Origin of the sequence: Dongia sp. (assembly GCF_041905885.1) — a bacterium.
Lineage (GTDB): Bacteria > Pseudomonadota > Alphaproteobacteria > Dongiales > Dongiaceae > Dongia.
The window spans coordinates 1-19,222 of record NZ_JAYRKD010000007.1 but is presented as its reverse complement, the minus strand read 5'-3'; the positions used below and the strand labels follow the sequence as shown (position 1 = coordinate 19,222).

The window sequence follows — 19,222 nt, the reverse complement described above, 5'->3', positions numbered from 1 at the left end:
ATCGCCATTAAGACATCGTTTACCGTCACTAGGACTAAAATGCCGGAGGATCTTGTTGCGCCTTGATGATGGCCTAGATTCCGGGCAGAGGAGTGATGGCGAACGGCGACGGCGTGGGTGCGCAGCCTCGCGAGAACACCCAGTACAATTCCGAGCAAGCCGCCTATTGGCACGCCGTCATCTCCGACCTGGATGACGCGGTCATCCGCTATACGCCCGATCTCGTCTGTAAGTGGTGCAACGCGAGCTACGGCCGACTGGTCGGGCGCGACCCGGCCTGGCTGATCAACCGGCCGATCAGCGAGTTCCTGGATGCCGGCAAGGTGGAGATCGCGCGCGAGCGCGTGCAAACCTTGCTGACCATGGGCTCGGTGAAGGCGGTCGAGATCCAGTGGGAGCTGCCGGACGGCGCCGGCAAGCGCTGGTGGAGCTGGAACGCGCAGATCGTGCGCTCCCCGCTGACCGGCGAGATGGAGCTGCAGTCGGTCGGCCGCGACATCCAGGCGCTGAAGGAACGCGAGACCGCCTTGCAGCATGCGATGGTGCGGCTGGCCACCCAGACCGACGACATGGCGCGGCTGCTGCGCGAACTGAAGACCGCGAAGTTCGACGCCGAGACCGCGAACGCGGCGAAGTCGCGCTTCCTCGCCAGCATGAGCCATGAGCTGCGCACGCCCTTGAACGCCATCATCGGCTTTGCCGACATCATGCGCCTGGGCGTGTTCGGGCCGATCGGCAGCGAGGCCTATCGCGAATACATCGATGACATCTGGCAGAGCGGCAAGCATCTGCTCGACGTGATCTCGGAACTCCTGGATCTGTCGCGGATCGAGACCGGCCTCAGGCGCATGACCCTGGTCGAGATCGATCCGCTCGAGCTCGCCCGCGAGACCTTGACCAAGATGCCGCCGCGCCAGGGTGCGGGCATCGAGCTCGGCGTCACCGGCACCGAAAGCTGCGGCACCTTCACCGCCGACCGGGTCGCGGTGCGGCAGGCCGCGATCAACCTGCTCTACAACGCGCTGAAGTTCACGCCGGCCCAGGGCAAGGTCTGGCTGGCCTTCCGCCGCTTCGACGACCGGGTCGAGCTCGAAGTCGGCGATACCGGGCCGGGCCTCACCGCCGGCCAGATCGACGGGCTGCTGGCGGCGACCGGGGGAATCGACGACGACAGCCTGGTGCGGCGCAAGGGCCGCGGCGCCGGCCTCGGCATTCCGATCGCGAAATCGCTGGCGGAGGCGCATGGCGGAACGCTGCGCTTCGAGAGCAAACCCGGCGAAGGCACGCGGGCGATCCTCACCTTCCCGCAGCCGCCGGTGATGCCGGGCACGCGGCTGTAGCCCGCGCCGGACCAGCCGATGGACCACGCGTCCCTTTCCTTCTAGTCTCCTCGTTCTTTTTCCGAAGGAGGCCGCTCTGCAGTTCACCCGTTCTCATGTCGCGCTCATCGTGGGCGCGGTCTTCGCCGTCATCCTGCTGGCGGGGCTCGGCGCCTTCATCTGGCGTTCGGAGCCGCTCCCGCCCACCCAGGAAGAACTCGCCGCCGACTTCGCCAAGGGCACGCAGTTCGAGCGCGGCAACGGCGGTGTCACCCTCGACTACGCGCAGGCGCTCGCCTTCTATCGCAAGGCGGCGGAGGGCGGCTATCCGGCGGCGGAGAATGCGCTCGGGCTGATGACCGCGGCCGGGCATGGCGTGGTGCGCGACGAGAAGGCGGCCAACGACTGGTTCCGCCGCGCCGCCGAGCACGGCTTTGCCGAGGCGCAGGTGACGCTGGCCGGCAACCTGCTGACCGGCACCGGCACCGCGGACGGCAAGCCGGACAAGATCGAGGCGCTGAAATGGCTGCTGATCGGCGCCGAGGGAATGCCGGATCCCTTGTCGAAGCAGGTCGCGGTCACCACCCGCGACAAGCTCGCGCAGGAGCTTGGCGCCGAAGGCCAGGCCGAGGCGGCGAAACGCGCCGATCAATGGCGCAAGGAACACGCACAGTAGTCAAGCGGTGCGGCGCTCGCCGGCCGCGCCCTGCGGCAGGTGGATCGTCGCGGTGGTGCCGGCGCCCTTGCGGCTGACGATCTCCAGCCGGCCGCCATGGAGCTCGGCCAGCGCCTTGGTCAGCGGCAAGCCCAGTCCGGTGCCGTGGAGCCGCGAGGCGACGCCATCGACCTGGCCATAGACCGCGAGCGCGGTCCGCAGTTCCTCCTCGGTCATGCCGACACCGTTATCGCGAACCGCGATCTCGACGCCGCTTGCCCCGGCGCGGCGGATCGAGAGCCGCACCTCGCCGCCGCACGGCGTGAACTTGACCGCGTTGGAGAGCAGGTTGAGGATCATCTGCTTGGCGGAACGCGCGTCGGCCTGCACCGCCTCGCATTCGGGGTCGAGGTCCACGCCCAGGCCAACGCCATTGTCGCGGGCCAGCCGCGCGACCAGGGTCACCGCCGCCTCGGCCAGCGCGCGCGGCCGCAGCGCCTCGATCCTGAGCTCGGCCTTGCCGGCCTCGATCTTCGAGAGATCGAGGATGTCGTTGATCAGCGACAGCAGATGCGCGCCGCTCTGGTGGATGAGCTCGGCATAGTCGCGGTAGCGCGGCGGCGCGACCGGGCCGTAGATCTCCTGGGTGATCATGTCTGCAAAGCCGAGGATGCCGTTCAAGGGCGTGCGGATCTCGTGCGACATGCCGGCCAGGAAGATCGACTTCTCCTGGTTGGCGGCGTCGGCGCGATGCTTTTCCTCGTCCAGCTTCGAAGCCAGGGCCGCCAGCTCCGCCGCATGGTCCTGGAGCTTGCGGTTGGCCGCTTCGAGATCGCGCTGCTGGCGCTTCAATGCGGTCACGTCGGTGCGGATCACCACGTGGCCGCCGTCCTCGGTGCGATGCCGGTTGACCAGCGACCAGCGCCCGTCGGCGAGCTCCACCTCGCCCGAGACGTCGCGTTCGCCGGCAAAGCTCGCCTTGACGCCGGCGATCAGGGCCTCGATCTCGGCCGGCGCGGCGACCCCGGCATATTCGCCGTGCGCCGCCCCGTAGCGGATGACGTCCTCCAGGCGCGCGCCCTCCACCACCAGATGCGCGCTCCTGGGATATTGCTCGAGCAGGCGCTGGTTGAAGGTGACGAAGCGCAAATCGGGATCGAGCAGCGCGAAGCCGGCGTCGACGTTGTCGATGGCGTTGCGCAGCCGCAGCTCGGCCTGCTTCAGCGGCGTGACATCGGTCCAGATCGCAACCCGGCCGCCTTCGGCGGTGACCCGCTCGGTGAAGCGCATCCACTGGCCGTCGGTATGCAGCATTTCGGTCGGCGTCTCCGGCGGCGTGCGGTGCAGCTCCAGCCGCCAGCGCAGAAAGGCCTCGGGATCCTCGCGCGCCGCGACCGCGGTCGGGTCGCCGTGCATGAAGGCGCGGACGATCTCCTCGAAGCTGTGGCCGATCGGATTGCCGAAGACCCGGCGCTGGCCCTCGTCGATGAAGGCCTCGTTGCAGAGCACGAGGCGATCCTCGGCGTCGTACAAGGCGAAGCCGCTGTCCATCGCGCTGATCGCATCTTTCAGCCGCAGCTCGCTCTTCTGCAGCGCCTGGGCGGCGCGGCGCTGGGCGGTGATGTCGCGGAACACCGCCACGCCGCCGCGCGGCTTGCCGTCGCGGTCCAGCAGCGGCCGACCGCTGACGCTCAAGGTGCGCCGTGAGCCGTCCTGGATCCGGACCACATCCAGCTCGACGTCGTCGCTGCTTTCGCCGCGGACCGCCCGGACCAGCGGCAGCTCGGTGCCCGGAAACGGCCGGTCGCCATCGACCTCCTGGGTGCCGAAGGCCAGGTCCCAGTCCTTGATCGCGGGCAGCTTGGGCGTGGCGCCCGCCAGCTCGACCGCCTTCGGGTTGCGCATCACCATCTCGCCCTTGGCGTTGGCGACGGTGACGCCGTCGCTCATGGCGCCGAAGATCGCCTTGAACAGATCGGTCTGCTCGTCGAGGCGGCGCTCAAGATCCAGCCGATCGTCCTCGCGCTGGAGGGCAAGACCGAGAATGGCGGTGGCGAGCGGATTGACGATCAGCAGCGGCGCGGCCAGCGCCTCGAACAGGCTGCCGGCGTGAACCGCCGTCAATTCCGCGCCGCGCAGCAGGATGAGGGAGAGGTTGATGCCGGAGATCAGGATGCCGAGCAGCCAGAGATGCAGGAAGCCCGGGCGACCGCCGCGCCGGCGCTGCAGCCGCCAGAAGGCGATGCCGAGCAGGCTGGCGACCACCATGTCGAGCCAGGGTGCATGCAGCGGCCCGCCCAGCCAGATGCGGAAGCCGATCGCCATCACATCGGTGAGCAGCGCCGCGATCCAGCCGCCGAACAGCGGCGCCAGCGCCACCAGGATGGTGCGGCCGTCGAGCAGCAGGCCGGTGCCGAGATCGATGCTGGTCAGGATCGCCGCGACCGCGCCCAGGCCGAACAGCAGGCCGATCGCCGTGTCGCGCAGCGCGGGCGTCATCTGCGGCACGCGCCGGATCCAGACATAGCCGACGATCAGAAGCGCCAACAGGCTGACATTCTGCGTCAGCCCCAGCATGAACTGGCCGATCTGCACCATGGTCAAACTGGTCCCTGCACCCCATCAGGGCGACCCAAGGACCCGATCATAGCGCTGCGGCCCGGCGGTAACCAATGGCCCGCAGGTCCATGGCCTGCATTCAATCATATGCTGCAGAGCCGGGCGGCTTTTGCATCAATCGCGCGAATTCCGGTCACGCCCAGTCGAGCTCAGGCCCGACCGGCACGATGCCGGTGGGGTTGATGGTCCTGTGGCTGCCGTAATAGTGATGCTTGATGTGATCGAGATGCACGGTCCCGCGCACGCCGGGAAAGCCGAGCAGGTCGACCAGATAACGCGAGAGCTGCCGGTAGTCGGCGATGCGGCGGATGTTGCACTTGAAATGCCCGACATAGACCGGGTCGAAGCGCAGCAAGGTGGTGAACAGCCGCCAATCCGCCTCGGTGACGCGGTCGCTGCAGAGGTAGCGGCACGACGTGAGCCGCGCCTCCAGCCAATCGAGCGTTTCGAACAGCGGGTGCAGCGCCTCTTCATAGGCCGCCTGGCGCGTCGCGAAGCCGGCCTTGTAGACGCCGTTGTTGACGGTGTCGTAGATCCGCGCGTTCAAGCCATCGATCTCCGCGCGGAGATCCGGCGGATAATAGTCGCCCGGTTTCGCGCCCAACCCGTCGAAGGCGCTGTTCAGCATGCGGATGATCTCCGAAGACTCGTTGTTCACGATCGTGCCGCGCTGCTTGTCCCAGAGCACCGGCACGGTCACGCGGCCGGAAAATTTCGGGTCGGCCGCGACATAGACGTCGGCGAGCGCCTTCGCCTGGTGGATCGGATCCGGGATCACGCCGGGGCCGGGATTGAAGGTCCAGCCGCGTTCGCCCATATGCCAGTTCACCACCGAGAGCGAGATCATGCTCTCGAGGCCTTTGAGCGCGCGGAAGATCAGGGTGCGGTGGGCCCAGGGGCAGGCATAGGAGACGTAGAGGTGATAGCGCCCCGCTTCGGCCTTGAAGCCGCCTTCGCCCGAAGGACCGGGTGATCCATCAGCGGTGACCCAGTTGCGGAACCGGCTTTCCGCGCGCACGAAACGGCCCTTCTGCGAGTCCGTGTCGTACCATTTGTCCTGCCAGACGCCGTCGACAAGGAGGCCCATGCTTCACTCCGGAGATTGCAGGTGTGAAACATGGGCGCTCGAGTTGCCGGATGAAAGGGTCCCGCGGACGAATGTCCGCATCCGCGGACGGGATCCGGCCAGGGCTGGCTATTTCGCTTGGCCGCAATAGGCTTCGAGACGATAGCCGTCGGGGTCGATGACGAAAGCGGCGTAGTAGTTGTCGCCGTAATCCTTCCGGAGGCCGGGCTTGCCGTTGTCCTTGCCGCCCGATTTCATCGCGCCGTCATGGAAGGCATCGACCGCCTTGCGGCTGCCGGCATCGAAGCAGAAATGCAGGTTGGCCTTCTCGTCGATCGGCGCCGGCTTCGCCACCTGGCCGATCCAGAGCGCCACTTCCGCCGCGCCGTAACCCAGCGAATCCGCGCCTTCGCTCAAGCATTTGAAGCCGAGCGGCTTCAAGGCGGCATCGTAGAATTTCTTGGTGCGGCCGATATCCCGCACGCCGATCGAGATGTGATTGAACATGATGATTCCTTTCCTTCGGGCTCATGTGCCTCCATCTAGGCAATCGGGCGGTGACGCCGCTTGGGAAAAGTTGCTATTCTGTACGCATGAGCGAAGCGGTGCCTGAGGACCCCAAGATGTCCGCCCGAATCCTCGCCTCCGGCCGCGGCTGGATGGTGCAGGACATCCTGTGCCGGGCGGGCCCGGAGACGGCGGCCTTCGAAGAGCAGCATCGCGCGGTCGCCATCGCGCAGGTCAGCGAAGGCACCTTCCAGTATCGCTCCAGTCTCGGCGCCGCGGTGCTGACGCCGGGCGCGGTGATGCTGGGTGCCCCCGGCGTCTGCTACGAATGCGGCCATGAGCACGGGGTCGGCGACCGCTGCACCGCCTTCCACTTTTCAGCGGCGGTCTGGGAAGAGATCGTCGCCGCGGTCCCCGGCGCCAGGCGGAGCGCGGTCACCCGGCCGCAATTGCCGCCGCTGGAAATCCTGGCGCCGCTGTTCGCCGAGGCGGAAGCGGCGCGGGATGAAAACGACCCGGCTGCCTTCGAGGAGATCGCGCTGCGGCTGGCGGGTGCGGTGGTCGGCATCCTGGCCGATGCGCCGAAACGCGCGCGCGAGCCGAGCGCGCGCGACATCAAGCGGGTGACCGCAATCGTGCGCACCCTCGCGGCGCAATCGGAGGAGAGCTATACGCTCGACGATCTGGCGGGCCGGGCGGCGATGAGCCCCTATCATTTCCTGCGGACCTTCCGGCAGGTGGTCGGCCTGGCGCCGCATCAATACCTGCTGCGCAACCGAATGCACCGCGCCGCCTTGCGGCTGAAGCGCAGCCAAGACGAGATTTCCGCCATCGCCTTCGAGGCCGGCTTCAACGACCTCTCGACCTTCAACCGCCGCTTCAAGAAGGTGACGGGCGTGAATCCCGGTGCTTATCGCGCCGGAACCTCGCGGCGATAGAACAAGGTCGGCCAGGTCTTGTAGGTGCCGCGCGCCACTTCGCGGAAGCCGCATTTCTCGGCGATGCGGATCGAGGCGGGATTCTCCGGCGCCACGATGCAGACCACCGGCGTCTTCAAGGCCCGGTCGGACCAGGCCAGGACCGCCTTGACGGCTTCGGTCGCGTAACCCTTGCCATGGGCTTTCGGCGAAAGCACCCAGCCAGCTTCCGGATAATCGCCGAGCGGCGGCTCGGTCTCGCGCTGGAAGTTCGCCAGCCCGACCTCGCCGACGAAGTCGCCGCTCGCCTTCTCCTCCACCACCCAATAGCCGTAGCCGAGGAAGTTCCACAGCCCGCCATAGCGCAGCAGCCGCGCCCAGGATTCCTCGCGGGTGGAGGGCTTGCCGCTGATATGGCGCGCGACCTCCATGTCGGCCCACATGGCGGCGACGGCGTCGAAGTCTTCGCGGCGATGCCCGCGCAGGGTGAGGCGTGGGGTGTCGAGGACGGGAATGGTCAGCGGTGCGATCACGGTCATGCTGCGATGGTCTTTCGTGTGCAGGGTCGGCCCGACCTTCGCGGGGTCGACATCAGCGGTCAAGTCCCCGGCGCATCATGAAATAGCCGACGACGCAGAGCAGGATGCCGAAGATCAGACCTGTGACGAAGATCCCGGCGAGATCCCGCGCGCCCGCGCCGCCGCCGCCGACAAGGACAGAGCCGCAATACCCAGACACCCCCGCGATCAGGATCCCGACCAGCAGGAAGGCCAATCCCCAGAGCATGACGAAGGTGCTGAGGCAGCCACTGGCTGCCTGGCGGACCGGCGGTCCGGCGGGCGTAGCCGGATTCGGATCGGGGCTGTCCTTAGGCGCGTCGGGCGTGGGGCTGGTCACCGGACATCCTCAGGGTGCTGCGGTTGCTGTCGGCGCGCTTGCAGGCGCAGGCCCCAGACAATCAGCGCGATCCCGATGGCGAGGAAAGGCAGGCCGACGAGCAGGAACGGCAGAACCGGGCCGAGTGCTTGCGGGATGGTGGCGTCGCCGTTCCAGACATCAATGACGCCGCCGATGATGCTGCCGCCGGCGCAGAGACCGGAGAGCAGCGCGATCAGGCCGCCAAGGATGACGAGGGCGACGCCCCAGCAGCCGCGCTGGCCGGTCGAGGGCGATGGATCGGCGCTCATCGGCGGCGGCCCCAGATCAAGGCCGCCAGGATCAGCAGTGCGCCCAGCACGAATGGGATCCAGCCGAAGAACAGCACGAGGTCGGCGAAGATAGACGCGAACTGGCCGGCGGCGATCATCAGCAGTGGAATTTCGATACAGAGTACAGCGCCCAGCAGGAGGAGCAGCTTGGCCCAGAGCTTCCAGCGCCCCGTCTTGCCGTCGCGCCGGCCGGCCCCGGCGATCGCGACCAGCGCCAGGCCCGCCGCTATCCCGATCGTAGCGACGACGCCGGTCCCCGCGAGAAACACCCAGCGGCCGTAGATATCGTCGGTCAGGATCGGCAGCGCGAAATCCACCGCATGCGCCAGGGTCACAGCGACGATGGCCCAGCCGAGCAGCAGGAGGATGAGTGCCCAGGCCGGATAGGTGCGCAAACCGCGGCGTGGCGCGACGGGGGCGGGATCAACGGTCACGTAGCGCCGCCGCTATGACGATGTAGATTGCGAAAAAGATCACGGCAGCGATGATCAGGACGGCCGCGATGAAGGCTCCGCCGTCACCGCCCAGCAACCGCGTCAGCCAAAAGATCGGTGAGGGCTGGACGCAGATACCCAGCACACTGAGAAAGAGCGACAACACCGCAAGGCCCGCCACGGCGAGACAGCCCAGGCCGCGGGACGCCGTGTAGCGGTCGAGACCGAGATCCTGTTGCGGCTCAGGTGAAGACATCGGGACTGGCCGACGGCGGCTTGCGCCGGCCCCATTTGCGCGCGGCGAGGATCATGCCGACGCCGACCAGGCAGGGCACCCCGCCGAGGATCAGGCCGGCCATGATCACGGCGCTGCTGTATGCCGAACCGTCGGCGATGCCGGAGATGATGAAGGCGCCGCCGCAGAGACCGGTCGCGATCGCGATCAGCCAGCCCAGCACCATCACAACGATGGCCCAGACGGCGTAGGTGCCGGGCGTCGGGGCGGATGCGGAAGAACTAGGCTCTTGCAATGCGGCCCCTCACCGTCACACCGGCACCTTTGCGCCGCGCGCTGCACCGTTGCGGAACTTGTCGACCAGGCCATTGCGGTAGAAGAGGTTGTAGGTGTCGAAGGGGATGAGCTGCATTTCCGGCGTCACGAAATGGATGCAGGAGCGCTTCACCGAGGCGATGCAGAAATTGAAGCGGTCGAGGAACTGCACGATCACGACCCGGAACACCTTGTCGTAGCCGAGTTCCTTCGGCACCTCGAATTGCGGCAGGCAGCAGAGGAAGTTGGCCAGAGTCGGCTCGGTGCTTTCGCCGGTGCAGGAGAGCGACATCAGCTCGAACAGGCGCTGCCTGAGCTCCGGGTTCTTCTCGAAGGTGATCGCATTGGGCGCCACGTCGAGCAGGGTCTTCTGGTCGAAGAAGCGGGTGATCGGCGTGATCTCGCGGCCGTGGCGCAGCCCGTAGCCGATCGCGATCGCATCCGGATTGCAGGGCAAGGGCATCACGTCGTCGGCGCCGAAATGCGGCGACTGCTCGATGATGCCGCGGCGGATGTCGGACAAGAGCACGCGGTCGCGGTTCTTGTCGAAACCGAGATTGCGGCCGGCATCCTGGATCGGCTGGAAGGTGACGCCGCGGACGCAGGAGTAATTCAGCGCGTGATCGATGACGGCGCCGAGCTCGTCGTCGTTGACGCCCTTCTTGATGACGCAGACCAGGGTCGTGGAGATGCCGGCCTCTTCGAGATTGGCCAGCGCCTGGTCGCGGATGCGGCGGAGGTCGGCGCCACGGATCGCTTCCAGCGCCGAGGCCTTCAGGGAATCGAACTGCAGGTAGACTTCAAAGCCGGGCCGAAGGTCGGCCAACGCCTTCACGAAATCCTTGTCCTTGGCGATCCGCACACCGTTGGTGTTCAGCATGACGTGGCGGATCGGCTTCGACTTGGCGAGCTTCAGGATCTCCAGGATCTGCGGATGGATGGTCGGCTCGCCGCCGCTGATCTGCAGCAGGTCGGGCTCGCCCTCGGCTTCGACCAGGAGGTTCATCATCCGCTCGATCTCTTCCAGCGAGCGGTGCGTGGTGCGCGCGGTCGAGGATTCGGCGAAGCAGACCGGGCAATTGAGATTGCAGGCCTCGTTCACCTCCAAGAGTGCGAGGCAGGAATGCTGCTCATGGTCGGGACAGAGGCCGCAATCATAGGGGCAGCCGTATTCGGTGCGGCTGTGCAGCATCTGCGGCCGGTCGGGCGGCTTCAGGTAGTCGTGGCATTTGCGGTAGTAGGCGGCGTCGGTCGAGACCAGGGTCTTCTGCACGCCGTGTTCGAGGCAGCGCTTCTGGAACCAGACCAGGTCGCCTTCGATCAGGATCTTGGTCGGCACCAGGGCGAGGCACGTTTCGCAGAGCGAGGTGGTCTGGCCGAAGAACAGATGATTCTTGATCTCACGCGGATAAGGCTTGGGCCCCGGTTTTCCGCTTGCGGGCTTGTTCATGGCGGCGCTGCTCTCCCCACAGCATGCAGAGACTATACGCGAAAAGTGCCAGCATCAGGAAATGGAACATGTCGAAGGGGCCGAGCACCCGCGGATAGGGTTTCAGGAATTCCCAGACGAAGCGCTGTGCGGCGTAGAAGCCGACCAGAATGTAGAAGCTGCCACGCAGCATCAGTGAAGGCGATTCACTTAAGCGGTTGCGCTCCAGGACGACGAGGAACCAGCTCAGGAAGCCCAACATGGCGAAGCTCTCATAGAGCTGCACCGGATGGCGCGGGATGCCGTCGCCGAAATCAACTCCCCAGGACAGACCGGTCGGGATGCCATAGGTATAGTCCGGCAGGCCGGCGAGGAAGCAGCCCCAGCGCCCGATCGCGATCCCGGCCACAAGCGGCGCCACGAAGACCAGGCCGGTCGAGCCCTTGATGCCGCAAGCGAGCTTGTAACCCTCGGCACCGATGATGCCGCCGGCGATAGCGCCGGCCACGCTGTGGCCGAGCGGTGGCAGATCGGCCAGCGCCATGTTGCCGCCGCCCGCCAGCAGCGCGCCCATGCCGGCACAGAGAGCGACGGCGATGATGTAGCCGGGGTGCTGTGACAGGCGGAAGCCGGAAGGCGTACCGTGTGCGAGATAGCGGCGACGCACCCCCCATCCGATCAGCGCGCCGGAGGCCCAAGCGATCAGGTCGAAGACCAAGTGGATGCTCACGACATCACGCCTATCGAACGGTGCCCGATTGGTCGGCGCCGATCCGAAGGTTCCGCCCCAGTCGGAAGATGCCGAAAGTGAGGATGGGCCAGGCCAGAATTATGACGATCAGGGTCGCGTCAGGAGCGCCCTCCCCAATCATCGCGACGACTGCCACGATCGCGATGGGTATCCAGGCAAGCGCCATGAGCCAAGCCGCAAAGGTGCAGAGGAAGCCGACAAAATACACCTTGCATGCCTCCAGCCCAGTCACCGCTTAGCCGGCGGATTGCAAGATCGTGAAGACTGTCCCGCCCAAGTGTCAACATCTTGTGCTTTGTGGATAAGTTGACTATTTCTAGGCGCGGAAGCGAGAATGCAGATGATGATGGCTTCGCCCGAGTCCTGCCCGGCTCTCGTCCTCAACGCCGATTTCCGGCCGTTGAGCTACTTCCCGCTGTCCCTATGGCCTTGGCAGGAAACGGTGAAAGCCGTGTTCCTGGACCGGGTCAGCATCCTCTCGGAATATGACCGGGTGGTGCACAGCCCCAGCTTCTCGATGAAGCTGCCCTCGGTCATCGCGCTGAAAGAATTCATTCCCCAGGAACGGCGGCCGGCCTTCACCCGGTTCAACGTGTTCCTGCGCGACCGCTTCCGCTGCCAGTATTGCGGCGAAGGCTCGCCGGCGCCGGAGCTTACTTTCGACCACGTGGTCCCGCGCTCGCGCGGCGGCCGGACCAACTGGGAAAACGTGGTCACCGCCTGCCAGACCTGCAACTTGCGCAAGGGCAACGCGCTGCCGCACCAGGTGCATATGCACCCGAAGCGGCGACCGTTCCAACCGAGCACATTCGAGCTCCAGGAGAACGGCCGCGCCTTCCCGCCGAACTACCTTCACCAGAGTTGGCGGGATTTTCTTTACTGGGATTCCGAACTGGAAGCCGGGTAAGGCGCGCGCACGCTTTTGTCCACAGGGCTGGCCGCCTGTGGATAGTCTCCATCGGTTCAGTACTCTCCGTCATCCCGGGACTTGGTCCCGGGATCCACGCCTTTCTTTCGGTGCAATTTCCAAGGCGTGGATCCCGGCGCCCAGCGCCGGGATGACGACTGAGTTTGTGGCGTCCACCTGTGCGCCGAGTCGTGGATAACTTCGGAAAATCGGGGATGAACGGCGGGTTGCTTCCCTGGGCGATTTGCGCTCATTTGGCCCGACGCGGCGCCCTTCGCCGCCCCCTTCGCCGCCCCTGGGAGTCGGAATGTCGGAAGCGAGCAGCAGCCTGTTTGTCGAGACCGCGATCGCCGCGGTGAGCCGCGAGGTGCGCACCGGCGTGCTGCCCTATCAGGCGCTGCAGACCATGATCCGCGAGAAGGAGATCTGGGCGACCGAGGACATCAACCCGGCGCAGCTGCAGCCGGCCAGCATGGATCTCCGCCTGGGGCCGGTCGCCTATCGGGTCCGGGCGAGCTTCCTGCCCGGGCCGGATTCGACGGTGCTCGACCGGGTGAAGGAGCTCGACGGCTATGCGATCGACCTCACCCAAGGCGCGGTGCTGGAGAAAGGCTGCGTCTATGTGGTGCCGTTGCTGGAACATCTCGATCTCAAGAGCGGCATCACCGCGGTCACCAACCCGAAGAGCTCGACCGGGCGGCTCGACATCCTGACCCGCATGATCTGCGACCGCGCGCAAGTGTTCGACGAAGTGGAGCCTGGCTATTCCGGTCCGCTCTTTGCGGAGATCACGCCGAAGACCTTCAGCATCGTCGCGCGGCAAGGCTCGCGCTTGAACCAGATCCGCTTCCGCCGCGGCTCCCCCGCCCTAGCGGCCAGCGAGTTGCAGCGCATGCACGATGCCGGCGACCTGGTGAAGCTCGACGGCACGCCGAAGCCGCTGCGCGGCAAGAATGTCGCCGTTACCATCGATCTTGAAGGGCGTGAGTCCACGCTGATCGGCTATCGCGCCAAGAAGCACACCGACCGGGTCGATGTGGACAAGGTCGGTGTCTACGATACCGCCGATTTCTGGGAGCCGATTCACCGTCACGGCGCGCCGCGGCTGATACTCGACCCGGACGAGTTCTACATCCTGGCGACACGCGAGGCGGTGCGCGTGCCACCGGATTTCGCGGCCGAGATGATCCCCTACGACACTGCGGTCGGCGAGTTCCGGGTGCATTACGCCGGCTTCTTCGATCCGGGCTTCGGCTGGGACCTCTCGACCGGGGGCAGCCGTGGCGTGCTGGAAGTGCGCTCGCATGACGTACCCTTCATGCTGGAGCATGGGCAGACCGTCGCCCTGCTGCGTTACGAGCGGATGGCGACGCGGCCCGACAAGCTTTATGGCCAGGGGATCGGCTCGAATTACCAGAACCAGGGGCTGAAGCTGGCGAAGCAGTTCGCCTGAAGCTTCCATTCGCATGCGTCAACTGAAGCGCTGGATCTTCCTGTTCTTGGGCTTTGCCTGCTACGGCCTTGCGATCGCCATGATGGTGCGGGCGGATCTCGGCCTGGGGCCGTGGGACGCCTTCCACCAGGGCGTCGCGATCCAGACTGGCTTGAAGATCGGCACCGCGGCGATGATCGTCGGCGCGGTGGTGATGCTGTTCTGGCTGCCGCTCCGTCAGAAGCCCGGCATCGGCACAGTCCTGAACGTGCTCTGCATCGGGCCGATGACGAATGTCGCGCTGGATCTCATTCCGACGGCCCATGATGTCGTGATGCAATGGGCCTTGATGCTGGGCGGCGTGGTGGTGATCAGCATCGGCAGCGCGCTCTATCTCCCGACCAAGCTCGGCGCCGGGCCGCGCGACGGCCTGATGCTGGGCCTGCACCAGAAATTCGGCCTCTCGATCCGCGTGGCGCGGACCATCGTCGAGGTCTGCGTGCTCGGGATCGGCTGGTGGCTCGGCGGCACGGTGGGGCTCGGCACGATCGCCTTCGCCTGCCTGATCGGCCCGCTGGTGCACTGGATGCTGGATCTGGAGAAGAAGCTCGGGCTGGTGGGGTGAGGCTCGCTATAGCGAGGGTGTCTCGTACCCCCACCCCTACCCTCCCCCGATTCGGGGGAGGGGGATCCTTTAGACCCGCTCGGCGAGCCAGATGGCGAGCCTGGAGCCGGCCTTGATCGCCGATGTCAGCACCGGGTAGGCGGCGGCTTGTTCGGCGCCGTGCGCCAGGCCGGTGTCGCGGTGCTGCACTTCCTCGGCGCGGAATCTTTCGATCGTCGCCTGCAGTGGCTTCTCGTCGGCGCCGAGCTTTTCCGCCTGCTCGCGGTAGTGCTCGTCGATCACCTCTTCGACCGCGACGGTGCAGGCCATCGCGGCCTTCGGGCCTATCAGCGCGGTCGCGGCACCCAACGCGAAGCCGGCGACATGCCAGAGCGGCGTGAGCGCCGACGGGCGCGCGCGGCGCTCCACCATCAGGCGCTCGAATTCCTTCAGGTGCTGGAGTTCCTGCTCGTACATATGGCGCACCACCGCGGCCTCGGGCTTGCCTTTCAGCATGGCGAGCTGGCCTTCGTAGATCCGCTTCGCGCCGTATTCGCCGGCGTGATCGACGCGAATGATGCGGTCGATCAGCTGCGCCTTGGTCGGATCACCGGGCAGGCGGTCTTCCGCGGTGCGCTTTTCGGCAGCGCTCATCGATGCGCGCGCCGGGTGGCGCCCCAGAAGGTGAACCAGGCGAGCAAGGCCGCGTAGATCGCGTCATACCCGGCCATGGAGATGCCGAGGAAGACGAAGGCGGGCTCGTCGCAGCGGGTGACGGGTGCGTTCATGATGGCGTTGGTCAGATCTTCAGTGCTCATGCCGGCGGTGCTTTCGCCGACACAGGCCGAGCTGCCTTGCCACCAGCCCTGCTCGACGCCGACATGGAAGATCGAGATGCCGACCACGGCCAGGAAACCCAGGCCGACCAGGGTGAGCCAGAACTTGCGCGCCTTGGGCTTGCGGCTGAAGAAGATCGCGACGATGCCGAGCGCGATCGTGGCCCAGTAGGCATAGCGCGCCAGATAGCAGAGCTCGCAAGGGGCGAGGCCGGCGCCGTATTGCGCCAGCCAGGCGACGCAGAGGGCGGCGAAGGCCATGAGGGTCACGATCCAGGGCACGTCGCGGGGATCGATGCCGGCGGCGCGGCGGTGCTGGAACTGCGAATAGGTGCGGGCCAATTTTTCCTCAGCCGAGATATTTGAGAACCACGAAACCGCCGACCACCAGGACGACGAAGGCGGTGGTAACCAGGGTCAGGCGGCGTTCGATGAAGTCCCGGATCGGTTCTCCGTAAAAATAGAGCAATCCGGCCACCAAAAAAAAGCGCAATCCGCGGGTCGCGATCGAGGCCAGGATAAAGGGGGCGAGCGCGAAACCGGCCACCCCGCTGGCGATGGTCACCAGCTTATAGGGGATGGGGGTCAGGCCCTTGATCAGGATGATCCAGAGGCCCCATTCGTTGAAGTCGTCGATGAAGCTCTGCATCGAGGGCTCGAGATGATAGAAGGCAATGATCGGCTTGCCGATGCCCTCATAGAGCGCATGGCCGATCCAGTAGCCGAGCAGCGCGCCCAGGACCGAGGCGACCGTGCAGACGAGCGCGTAGAACCAGGCCTTGCGGCGGTCGGCCAGCACCATCGGAATCAGCATGGCGTCCGGCGGGATCGGGAAGAAGGAGCTTTCGGTGAAGCTGACCGCGAACAAAGCCCAGGCGGCCCGCGGGTGGTGGGCAAGCCGCATCACCCAATCGTAAATTCGACGCAGCACCGATATTATCCCTGGGGTTGCCGGGGCTTGGGTCTAACAGGGTTCGGAGGAGCGGGCAATGCGGTCAGGATTGCGCAGGATGACGCGGGCGGCCGGGATCGGTATCGCCGCGCTGCTGGCGGGCGGCGCGGCGGCTTCAATCGCGGCGGCGCAGGAGCAAAGGATTTGGCTGCAGGGCTATAGCGACAGCGACGAGATCGGGGCCGGGGCGCGGCCCTTCATCCCCGAAGGCGCTGCTGAAGATTTCCTTCCGCCCGGCTTCGCAGCACTTCCCGGCCGGAAGCTGCATATCCTCAGCCAGCCGGGCGAACGCGACACCGCGACGGCCGGGGAGATTGCGGAAGGCGAGACTTGCGGTCCGACCGTCGGCTTCTCCAAGCCGCTCAACGTCAAGCGTGACCAAAGAATCCTCGTTTCGACGGCGCCGATCTCGATTGCGGAAGCAAAGGAGATTCCGAGCGCCGATCCAAAGCTGGCCAAAGGGGTTGCCGCCTATCTCAGCGACAAGGGATTGAAGAAGCCGAAGGTGGCGATCCTGCGCGCGCTGCAGGCGGATCTCGACGGCGACGGCAAGCCCGAGACGATCGTCGAGGCGATGACCAAGGGACGCGACCTGTCCGGTTTCTTTCTTGGGGAGAAGCCGGGTGACTTCTCGTTCGTCGCGGTGGGCGCCTTGAGCGACGCGGGTTTCAAGGTGGCAGCCCATGCCGGCTACATCATCGGCCTGGACCAGGAACACTTCATCGCGGCGCAGTACGAGATCCAGGCCTTGCCGGACTTCACCGGCAGCGGCCGGTTCGACCTCGCCGTCTACGAGTCAGGCTACGAATGGGGCGGCGTCCAGGTCTTTGCCTGGTCGGACGGATCACTGAAGACACTCGCTTCGTCGTATTGCGGCGCCTGAGCTGAGCCGGGCGCTCAGTGCACCGTCAGCAGCGCCTGGGCGTTGCGCCATTGCGGGGCCTGCAGCAGCTCGCAGCTGGCGACCTGGACCGAGTGCAGCTTGCCGTCGAGGTTGCGGGTCCAGAAATCCAGGAACTTGCGGAGGGTCGGGAATTTCGGGGCGAGGTCGTAATCCTGCCAGACATAGGTCTGCAGCAGGCCCGGATGATCGGGCATGTGATAGAGGATTTGGGCGGTGGTCAGCCGGAAATGATTGAGCTGCAGTGCCAGTCCGGAACGCGCGATCAAGGCAACCTCCAGTCTGTGATGACCGGGTCCCGCGCCTGCCTTGGTCCTTCAAGGGATCGAAGCCAGCGACTCAGACCCACGCTTAACCATAGCATTGAGCTTGGTCTTCGTTCCTTAACAAACGCTTGAAGAGTGCTTGTTTTTCAGATGGTTAGCACTCAAGCGGTGGGATTGCTGCCGGGCGGCTGAAGCGCAGCGCGCTGGATTGATGAATTTGCGAGCATTTCCGGACTCTTAGACCTTGACGGCCGGAGGGTCTGGGCCTACATCGCTGGCACTCGTCGGATGAGAGTGCTAACAGCCCGCTGGGTTCAGAAGGCTCCAACATCCTCCTCCGGCGGAACCAGGGACGCCACTTTCAATCCATACGGAGGATCTCCATGAAGTTCCGCCCGCTTCACGACCGCGTTCTCGTGCGCCGCATCGAAGGCGTTGAGAAGACCGCGGGGGGCATCATTATTCCCGACACCGCCAAGGAAAAGCCGCAAGAGGGCGAAGTCATCGCCGCCGGCGCGGGCCTGAAGTCCGAGGAAGGCAAGCTCACGCCGCTGGACGTGAAGGCCGGCGACCGCATCCTGTTCGGCAAGTGGTCGGGCACCGAGGTGAAGATCGACGGTGAAGACCTGCTGATCATGAAGGAGTCGGACATCCTCGGCATCATCGAGGGCACCGCTTCGAAGAAGAAGGCCGCCGAGTAAGCATCGCTCACTCAGCGCCGCTTCCACCACACTCAGAAGGATAGAGAACAATGGCTGCTAAAGACGTCCGCTTTTCCGGCGACGCCCGCGAGCGCATGCTCCGCGGTGTCGACATCCTCGCCAACGCGGTGAAGGTGACCCTCGGCCCGAAGGGCCGCAACGTCGTCATCGACAAGTCGTTCGGCGCGCCGCGCATCACCAAGGACGGCGTCACCGTCGCCAAGGAGATCGAGCTCGGCGATAAGTTCGAGAACATGGGCGCGCAGATGCTGCGCGAGGTCGCGTCGAAGACCAACGACCTCGCCGGTGACGGCACCACCACCGCGACCGTGCTGGCCCAGGCGATCGTTCGCGAAGGCGCCAAGGCCGTTGCGGCGGGTCTCAACCCGATGGACCTGAAGCGCGGCATCGACGCGGCGGTGGAAGCCGTCGTCGAGGACGTGAAGAAGCGCTCCAAGAAGGTCTCGACCTCCGAGGAAATCGCCCAGGTTGGCACCATCTCCGCCAACGGCGAGAAGGAAATCGGCGACATGATCGCCAAGGCCATGCAGAAGGTCGGCAACGAGGGTGTCATCACCGTCGAAGAGGCGAAGGGCCTCGAGACCGAGCTCGAAGTCGTCGAAGGCATGCAGTTCGACCGTGGCTATCTCTCGCCGTACTTCATCACCAACGCCGAGAAGATGATCACCGAGCTGGAGAACCCCTACATCCTCCTGCACGAGAAGAAGCTCTCGTCGCTGCAGGCGATGCTCCCGGTCCTCGAGGCCGTGGTGCAGTCGGGCCGTCCGCTCCTCATCATCTCCGAGGACGTGGAAGGCGAGGCGCTGGCGACCCTGGTCGTCAATAAGCTGCGCGGCGGCCTGAAGGTCGCGGCCGTGAAGGCGCCGGGCTTCGGCGATCGCCGCAAGGCGATGCTCGAGGACATCGCGATCCTGACCGGCGGCCAGGTCATCTCCGAAGACCTGGGCATCAAGCTGGAGAGCGTCACGCTCGACATGCTCGGCAAGGCGAAGAAGGTGCAGATCGAGAAAGAGAACACCACCATCGTCGACGGCGCCGGCAAGAAGAAGGAGATCGAGGGTCGCTGCAACCAGATCCGCGCCCAGATCGAAGAGACCACCAGCGAGTACGACAAGGAAAAGCTGGCCGAGCGTCTGGCCAAGCTGGC

At 65.8% G+C, this 19,222-nt stretch carries 25 protein-coding genes; 9 read left to right on the top strand and 16 right to left on the bottom strand.

The window, feature by feature from the left end:
* Nucleotides 1-95 precede the first annotated feature (95 nt).
* Together ACH2CY_RS08940 and ACH2CY_RS08935 are read left to right on the top strand one after the other, a co-directional pair.
* A complete protein-coding gene (locus ACH2CY_RS08940; protein WP_395018273.1) occupies nucleotides 96-1,340 on the top strand; it encodes a PAS domain-containing sensor histidine kinase in 1,245 nt (414 codons plus the stop codon).
* Nucleotides 1,341-1,449: 109 nt separating this feature from the next.
* Nucleotides 1,450-1,995 (top strand): tetratricopeptide repeat protein, encoded by a 546-nt coding sequence (locus tag ACH2CY_RS08935; protein ID WP_395018272.1) that lies wholly within the window; start codon nucleotides 1,450-1,452, stop codon nucleotides 1,993-1,995.
* Here ACH2CY_RS08935 and ACH2CY_RS08930 read toward each other — a convergent pair whose 3' ends face one another.
* The 3 genes from ACH2CY_RS08930 to ACH2CY_RS08920 form a co-directional block, all read right to left on the bottom strand.
* Nucleotides 1,996-4,572, bottom strand: coding sequence for a PAS-domain containing protein (locus ACH2CY_RS08930; protein ID WP_395018648.1), 2,577 nt, complete (start codon nucleotides 4,570-4,572; stop codon nucleotides 1,996-1,998). It abuts the gene before it with no gap.
* Nucleotides 4,573-4,726: 154 nt separating this feature from the next.
* Entirely contained in the window at nucleotides 4,727-5,680 is a 954-nt protein-coding gene (locus ACH2CY_RS08925; protein ID WP_395018271.1) for a glutathione S-transferase family protein, read from the bottom strand.
* 108 nt (nucleotides 5,681-5,788) lie between these two features.
* On the bottom strand, nucleotides 5,789-6,166 hold the full coding sequence (locus ACH2CY_RS08920; protein ID WP_395018269.1) for a VOC family protein: 378 nt from the start codon (nucleotides 6,164-6,166) through the stop codon (nucleotides 5,789-5,791).
* A gap of 116 nt (nucleotides 6,167-6,282) precedes the next feature.
* On the opposite strand from ACH2CY_RS08920, the gene ACH2CY_RS08915 reads away from it, so the two are divergent.
* A complete protein-coding gene (locus ACH2CY_RS08915) occupies nucleotides 6,283-7,104 on the top strand; it encodes a helix-turn-helix transcriptional regulator (protein WP_395018268.1) in 822 nt (273 codons plus the stop codon).
* Here the strand turns inward: ACH2CY_RS08915 and ACH2CY_RS08910 are convergent.
* From ACH2CY_RS08910 to ACH2CY_RS08870, 9 genes are read right to left on the bottom strand one after another with little or no spacing between them, the layout of a single operon-like run.
* Entirely contained in the window at nucleotides 7,077-7,685 is a 609-nt protein-coding gene (locus ACH2CY_RS08910; protein WP_395018267.1) for a GNAT family N-acetyltransferase, read from the bottom strand. The genes ACH2CY_RS08915 and ACH2CY_RS08910 overlap by 28 nt on opposite strands.
* Entirely contained in the window at nucleotides 7,675-7,980 is a 306-nt protein-coding gene (locus ACH2CY_RS08905; RefSeq protein ID WP_395018266.1) for a hypothetical protein, read from the bottom strand. The genes ACH2CY_RS08910 and ACH2CY_RS08905 overlap by 11 nt, the downstream gene beginning before the upstream one ends.
* The gene (locus tag ACH2CY_RS08900; protein WP_395018265.1) at nucleotides 7,977-8,270 is read right to left on the bottom strand and encodes a hypothetical protein; all 294 of its coding nucleotides are present in this window, start codon (nucleotides 8,268-8,270) and stop codon (nucleotides 7,977-7,979) included. Before ACH2CY_RS08900 ends, ACH2CY_RS08905 begins: the two co-directional genes overlap by 4 nt.
* Nucleotides 8,267-8,725 (bottom strand): hypothetical protein, encoded by a 459-nt coding sequence (locus ACH2CY_RS08895; RefSeq protein ID WP_395018263.1) that lies wholly within the window; start codon nucleotides 8,723-8,725, stop codon nucleotides 8,267-8,269. Before ACH2CY_RS08895 ends, ACH2CY_RS08900 begins: the two co-directional genes overlap by 4 nt.
* On the bottom strand, nucleotides 8,715-8,981 hold the full coding sequence (locus tag ACH2CY_RS08890; RefSeq protein WP_395018261.1) for a hypothetical protein: 267 nt from the start codon (nucleotides 8,979-8,981) through the stop codon (nucleotides 8,715-8,717). Before ACH2CY_RS08890 ends, ACH2CY_RS08895 begins: the two co-directional genes overlap by 11 nt.
* Nucleotides 8,968-9,255 carry a hypothetical protein gene (locus tag ACH2CY_RS08885; protein WP_395018260.1) on the bottom strand — a complete coding sequence of 96 codons (288 nt, stop codon included), beginning with the start codon at nucleotides 9,253-9,255 and terminating at the stop codon, nucleotides 8,968-8,970. The genes ACH2CY_RS08890 and ACH2CY_RS08885 overlap by 14 nt, the downstream gene beginning before the upstream one ends.
* 15 nt (nucleotides 9,256-9,270) lie before the next feature.
* The gene (locus ACH2CY_RS08880; RefSeq protein WP_395018258.1) at nucleotides 9,271-10,725 is read right to left on the bottom strand and encodes a radical SAM protein; all 1,455 of its coding nucleotides are present in this window, start codon (nucleotides 10,723-10,725) and stop codon (nucleotides 9,271-9,273) included.
* On the bottom strand, nucleotides 10,676-11,422 hold the full coding sequence (locus ACH2CY_RS08875) for a prolipoprotein diacylglyceryl transferase family protein (protein WP_395018257.1): 747 nt from the start codon (nucleotides 11,420-11,422) through the stop codon (nucleotides 10,676-10,678). The genes ACH2CY_RS08880 and ACH2CY_RS08875 overlap by 50 nt, the downstream gene beginning before the upstream one ends.
* 22 nt (nucleotides 11,423-11,444) lie before the next feature.
* Nucleotides 11,445-11,663, bottom strand: a complete 219-nt coding sequence (locus ACH2CY_RS08870) for a hypothetical protein (protein WP_395018256.1) — start codon at nucleotides 11,661-11,663, stop codon at nucleotides 11,445-11,447.
* Between the two features lie 126 nt (nucleotides 11,664-11,789).
* Between ACH2CY_RS08870 and ACH2CY_RS08865 the strand changes: the two genes are divergently transcribed.
* The 3 genes from ACH2CY_RS08865 to ACH2CY_RS08855 all read left to right on the top strand — a co-directional run bounded on the left by ACH2CY_RS08865 (nucleotide 11,790) and on the right by ACH2CY_RS08855 (nucleotide 14,419).
* The gene (locus tag ACH2CY_RS08865) at nucleotides 11,790-12,362 is read left to right on the top strand and encodes an HNH endonuclease (protein WP_395018254.1); all 573 of its coding nucleotides are present in this window, start codon (nucleotides 11,790-11,792) and stop codon (nucleotides 12,360-12,362) included.
* Nucleotides 12,363-12,669: 307 nt separating this feature from the next.
* The gene (locus tag ACH2CY_RS08860) at nucleotides 12,670-13,815 is read left to right on the top strand and encodes a 2'-deoxycytidine 5'-triphosphate deaminase (protein WP_395018253.1); all 1,146 of its coding nucleotides are present in this window, start codon (nucleotides 12,670-12,672) and stop codon (nucleotides 13,813-13,815) included.
* A gap of 13 nt (nucleotides 13,816-13,828) precedes the next feature.
* Complete coding sequence (locus tag ACH2CY_RS08855) at nucleotides 13,829-14,419, top strand: YitT family protein (RefSeq protein WP_395018252.1); 591 nt, start codon at nucleotides 13,829-13,831, stop codon at nucleotides 14,417-14,419.
* Nucleotides 14,420-14,488: 69 nt separating this feature from the next.
* On the opposite strand, the gene ACH2CY_RS08850 is transcribed toward ACH2CY_RS08855, so the two are convergent.
* From ACH2CY_RS08850 to ACH2CY_RS08840, 3 genes are read right to left on the bottom strand one after another with little or no spacing between them, the layout of a single operon-like run.
* On the bottom strand, nucleotides 14,489-15,052 hold the full coding sequence (locus ACH2CY_RS08850; RefSeq protein WP_395018250.1) for a demethoxyubiquinone hydroxylase family protein: 564 nt from the start codon (nucleotides 15,050-15,052) through the stop codon (nucleotides 14,489-14,491).
* On the bottom strand, nucleotides 15,049-15,576 hold the full coding sequence (locus ACH2CY_RS08845) for a disulfide bond formation protein B (RefSeq protein ID WP_395018249.1): 528 nt from the start codon (nucleotides 15,574-15,576) through the stop codon (nucleotides 15,049-15,051). The genes ACH2CY_RS08850 and ACH2CY_RS08845 overlap by 4 nt, the downstream gene beginning before the upstream one ends.
* A gap of 7 nt (nucleotides 15,577-15,583) precedes the next feature.
* Entirely contained in the window at nucleotides 15,584-16,165 is a 582-nt protein-coding gene (locus tag ACH2CY_RS08840; protein WP_395018247.1) for a YqaA family protein, read from the bottom strand.
* A 79-nt stretch (nucleotides 16,166-16,244) separates the two neighbouring features.
* Between ACH2CY_RS08840 and ACH2CY_RS08835 the strand changes: the two genes are divergently transcribed.
* Complete coding sequence (locus ACH2CY_RS08835) at nucleotides 16,245-17,069, top strand: hypothetical protein (RefSeq protein ID WP_395018245.1); 825 nt, start codon at nucleotides 16,245-16,247, stop codon at nucleotides 17,067-17,069.
* Between the two features lie 14 nt (nucleotides 17,070-17,083).
* Here the strand turns inward: ACH2CY_RS08835 and ACH2CY_RS08830 are convergent, their stop codons facing one another.
* The gene (locus tag ACH2CY_RS08830) at nucleotides 17,084-17,353 is read right to left on the bottom strand and encodes an usg protein (protein ID WP_395018647.1); all 270 of its coding nucleotides are present in this window, start codon (nucleotides 17,351-17,353) and stop codon (nucleotides 17,084-17,086) included.
* Between the two features lie 383 nt (nucleotides 17,354-17,736).
* Between ACH2CY_RS08830 and groES the strand changes: the two genes are divergently transcribed.
* Nucleotides 17,737-18,054, top strand: coding sequence for a co-chaperone GroES (gene groES / locus ACH2CY_RS08825; protein ID WP_395018243.1), 318 nt, complete (start codon nucleotides 17,737-17,739; stop codon nucleotides 18,052-18,054).
* Nucleotides 18,055-18,104: 50 nt separating this feature from the next.
* A partial coding sequence (groL, locus tag ACH2CY_RS08820) for a chaperonin GroEL (protein WP_395018241.1) occupies nucleotides 18,105-19,222 on the top strand: 1,118 nt, incomplete at its 3' end.